Source organism: Pseudomonas sp. 05N434, from assembly GCF_056396965.1.
The window spans coordinates 1-4,298 of record NZ_JBFTMK010000445.1; the positions used below are offsets into that span (position 1 = coordinate 1).

A 4,298-nucleotide genomic window follows, 5' to 3' on the forward strand; every position below is an offset into this window, starting at 1 on the left:
GGCAGCACCAGTACTCTTTTCGACAGCTGCTGCATGGATTGCACCGCTGGCGCGCCCGCTCGCCCGACGAACACCCAGCCCGCACCACCGAACGCATGACTGAAATCCAGGAACTCCTTGCGCTCCTCACTCATTGCCAGTGTGGTGCTAATGTCTGCCGCGCCGCTTTCCAGCCGCTCCAGCAATTGATCGGTGGAAAACGTCTCTTCATGGAGGAACTTCAGCCCTGTCATGGCGCTGATGCGGTTGAGCACATCGTTGTTCAACCCGCTCCAGTGTCCATGCTCATCCTTGAACAGATACAACGGGTACTGCGCCGACGCGACGGTGACCGTCGGATGTTCCGCAATCCATTGCAGCTCCTGAGCGTCTAGCCCGATAGCGGCCTCGGCGACCGCCCCCCGGGGCTCATAAGCCGCCAATTGCGCCGCCAGCCCCCATTGAGCAACGCTCATGGCGCCGACCAGAAATATCCAGCACGCAGCTGGTTTAAACCCTCTAAAAAACAGCATTGCCACTTCCTTGGTGATCGTCTCGCCCGCCCTTCATGGGCGGCTCTTCATTTACGAAACCCGACAAGTGTGGCATGCAGAAATGAGAAAGCCCGTCAGGAGACGGGCTTCAAAATGTGACAGCTTTTACCGGTTACAGTGGCTTGCCGCGGTTGCCATGCTGACTGACAAAGGCCTGCACGGCTTTCAGGTCATTCGGCAACACGGTGCAACGCTCGTCTCGCTCAAACAAATCAGAAAGATGTGCAGGTAGTTCGAGTGCTTTTCCTACACCGGCTTTTTCCACCGCGTCCGGGAATTTGACCGGATGAGCCGTGCCCAGGATCACCATCGGGATATCCAGGCTGCGACGGCATTCGCGCGCGGCCTTCACGCCGATGGCGGTGTGCGGGTCCAGCAGCTCGCCGGTTTGCTCGAAGACTTCGGCAATGGTTTCGCAGGTTTGGGCGTCATCCACGGCCAGCGAATCGAACAGCTTGCGCGCCTCGGTCCAGCGTTCCTGCTCGACGCTGAAACCGCCGCCCTGCTTGAAGGTGTCCATCAAACCGGCAATCGCCGCGCCGTTGCGACCGTGCAGGTCGAACAGCAGGCGTTCGAAGTTCGACGAGACCATGATGTCCATGGACGGCGACAGCGTGGCGTGCAGGGTTTCCTTGACGTACTGATTGCCGCTCATGAAGCGGTGCAGGATGTCGTTGCGGTTGGTGGCGACGATCAACTGGTTGATCGGCAGGCCCATGTTGCGCGCCAGGTAACCGGCGAAGATATCGCCGAAGTTGCCGGTCGGCACCGAGAACGATACCGAACGCGCCGGGCCACCCAGTTGCAGGGCTGCGTGGAAGTAGTAAACGATCTGGGCCATGATCCGCGCCCAGTTGATCGAGTTCACCGCTACCAGGCGAGTGCCCTTGAGGAAGCTCTGGTCGGCGAAGCTCGCCTTGACCATTTCCTGGCAGTCATCGAAGTTGCCTTCGATGGCGATGTTATGGATGTTCTCGCCGAAGATGGTGGTCATCTGGCGACGCTGCACTTCGGACACGCGGTTGTGTGGGTGCAGGATGAAGATGTCGACGTTTTCGCAATGCTTGCAGCCTTCGATGGCCGCCGAACCGGTGTCACCGGAGGTAGCGCCGACGATCACCACGCGCTCACCGCGCTTTTCCAGCACATAGTCGAGCAGGCGACCGAGCAGTTGCAGGGCGAAGTCCTTGAACGCCAGGGTCGGGCCGTGGAACAGCTCCAGCACCCATTCGTTGCTGTTCAGCTGACGCAACGGCGCAACGGCGTTGTGGGAAAACACGCCGTACGTTTCTTCAAGAATCTTTTTGAAATCGGCATCGGGGATGCTGCCGGTGACGAACGGGCGCATCACCCGGAAGGCCAGTTCGTGATACGGCAGGCCGGCCCAGGAAGCGATTTCTTCCTGAGTGAAACGTGGCAGGTTTTCCGGGACGTACAGACCGCCGTCGGTGGCTAGACCGGCCAGCAGGACGTCTTCGAAATTCAGGGCCGGTGCCTGGCCGCGGGTACTGATGTAACGCATGACTGACTCCAATGGACAGTGTTCGCAATGCCGGGCCCGCGTGCGGGCCCGGTGAACGATAACGGCTTAGTTCAGGTGCTCGACGCGGATCCGTACAACCGGACCGACCACGCCCGCCAAGGCTTCCAGGGCAGCGATCGCATCGTTGATGTGCTGTTCCAGCACGCGATGGGTCAGCAGGATCATCGGCACCAGGCCGTCGTGTTCCTCGACTTCCTTCTGCATGATCGATTCGATGTTGATGCCGCGCTCCGACAGGATGCTCGCCACCTGGGCCAACACGCCCGGATGGTCCTTGGCCTGAATGCGCAGGTAGTAAGCGCTTTCGCAGGCTTCGATCGGCAGGATCGGGTGGGCCGACAGCGAATCCGGCTGGAAGGCCAGGTGCGGTACACGGTTTTCCGGGTCGGAGGTCATGGCGCGAACCACGTCCACCAGATCGGCGATTACCGACGAAGCGGTCGGTTCCATACCGGCGCCAGCACCGTAGAACAGAGTCGAACCGGCAGCATCACCGTTGACCATCACCGCGTTCATCACGCCGTTGACGTTGGCGATCAGGCGATCGGCCGGGATCAGCGTCGGGTGCACGCGCAACTCGATACCGGCCGCGGTGCTGCGCGCCACGCCCAGGTGCTTGATGCGATAGCCCAGCGCTTCGGCGTAGTTCACGTCAGCGGTGGTCAGCTTGGTGATGCCTTCGGTGTAGGCCTTGTCGAATTGCAGCGGAATGCCGAACGCGATGGACGCCAGGATCGTCAGCTTGTGGGCGGCGTCGATGCCTTCGACGTCGAACGTCGGGTCGGCTTCGGCGTAACCCAGGGCCTGCGCTTCGGCCAGCACGTCTTCGAAGGTCCGGCCTTTTTCACGCATTTCGGTAAGGATGAAGTTACCGGTGCCGTTGATGATGCCGGCCACCCAGTTGATACGGTTGGCGGACAGGCCTTCACGGATCGCCTTGATCACCGGAATGCCGCCGGCCACGGCCGCTTCGAACGCAACGATCACGCCCTTCTCGCGAGCCTTGGCGAAAATTTCATTACCGTGAACGGCAATCAGTGCCTTGTTCGCGGTGACCACATGCTTGCCATTCTCGATGGCCTTGAGTACCAGCTCGCGGGCAACGGTATAGCCGCCCATCAGCTCTATGACGATGTCGATCTCAGGGTTCGTGGCCACTTCGAAGACATCGTTGGTAATCGCAATACCGGTCGTCTGGAACTGAGGCTTTGGCGTGCGCATGGCAATTTGTGCCACTTCGATTCCACGCCCGGCACGACGAGCAATTTCCTCGGCGTTGCGCTGAAGTACGTTGAAGGTACCGCCACCGACGGTCCCTAACCCACAGATGCCTACTTTGACCGGTTTCACTGTGAACTCCCCATAAAACGGCCGACTCGAGGCCGGCCGTGAAAACAGCCGCAGGTTCGCGGCTCTCTATTGATGGCCCGGCAAATGCTGCCGCCGGACCACGCTCGTCAAAGGCTGGCCGTGACGATGCGAATTTACTTCGCGCCCAGTGCCAGTTTGGCGACTTGTGGCGCAGGCTGGTAGCCCGGAATGACCTGACCGTCAGCCAAAACGATGGCCGGTGTACCGTTCACGCCAATCGACTGACCGAGGGCAAACTGCTTGGACACCGGGTTATCGCACTTGGCGGCCTTGATTTCCTTGCCATCGACCATTTTGTCCATGGCGGCTTTCTTGTCTTTCGAACACCACACGGCTTGCAGTTGCTCGTCACCCGGCGAGCCCAGGCCCTGGCGCGGGAACGCAACATAACGCACTTCGATGCCGCGTTTGTTCAGCTCAGGCACTTCGGCGTGCAGCTTGTGGCAATACGGGCAAGTGGTGTCGGTGAACACGGTGATGTGCGACTTGGTTTCGCCGATGGCCGGGTAGACCACGGTTTCAGCCACAGGAATGCCATTGATCAGTTTGGCAATGCCCAGGCGTTCGGTCTTCTCGGTCAGGTTGACCGGTTTACCGTCCTTGAGCTGGAACAGGTAGCCCTGAACCACGTATTGGCCGTCGGCGCTGGCGTAAAGCACGCGGCTGCCCTTGAGCTTGACTTCGTACAGACCTGGCAGCGGGCTGGCGGTGATGGTTTCGACCGGCACGTCGAGCTGGAGGTTTTCCAGGCTTTTACGAATGGCTTGGTCGGCCGCGTCATCGGCGACGGCAAAGGTGCTGACCAACGCAATGGCTGCAGCGGCGAAAATCTGGGTCAGACGCATGAGAAC

At 60.2% G+C, this 4,298-nt stretch carries 4 protein-coding genes; all 4 read right to left on the reverse strand.

Annotated features, from left to right (window positions below):
• On the reverse strand, positions 1-512 hold a 512-nt coding region (locus tag AC1DLB_RS22900; protein WP_477785691.1), incomplete at its 3' end, for a transporter substrate-binding domain-containing protein.
• A gap of 133 nt (positions 513-645) precedes the next feature.
• Entirely contained in the window at positions 646-2,055 is a 1,410-nt protein-coding gene (gene thrC / locus AC1DLB_RS22905; protein WP_019651847.1) for a threonine synthase, read from the reverse strand.
• A 66-nt stretch (positions 2,056-2,121) separates the two neighbouring features.
• Positions 2,122-3,426: a homoserine dehydrogenase gene (locus AC1DLB_RS22910; protein ID WP_018926703.1), complete on the reverse strand. Its 1,305-nt coding sequence runs from the start codon at positions 3,424-3,426 to the stop codon at positions 2,122-2,124.
• Between the two features lie 134 nt (positions 3,427-3,560).
• The gene (locus AC1DLB_RS22915; protein WP_018926704.1) at positions 3,561-4,292 is read right to left on the reverse strand and encodes a DsbC family protein; all 732 of its coding nucleotides are present in this window, start codon (positions 4,290-4,292) and stop codon (positions 3,561-3,563) included.
• Between the last annotated feature and the right edge of the window lie 6 nt (positions 4,293-4,298).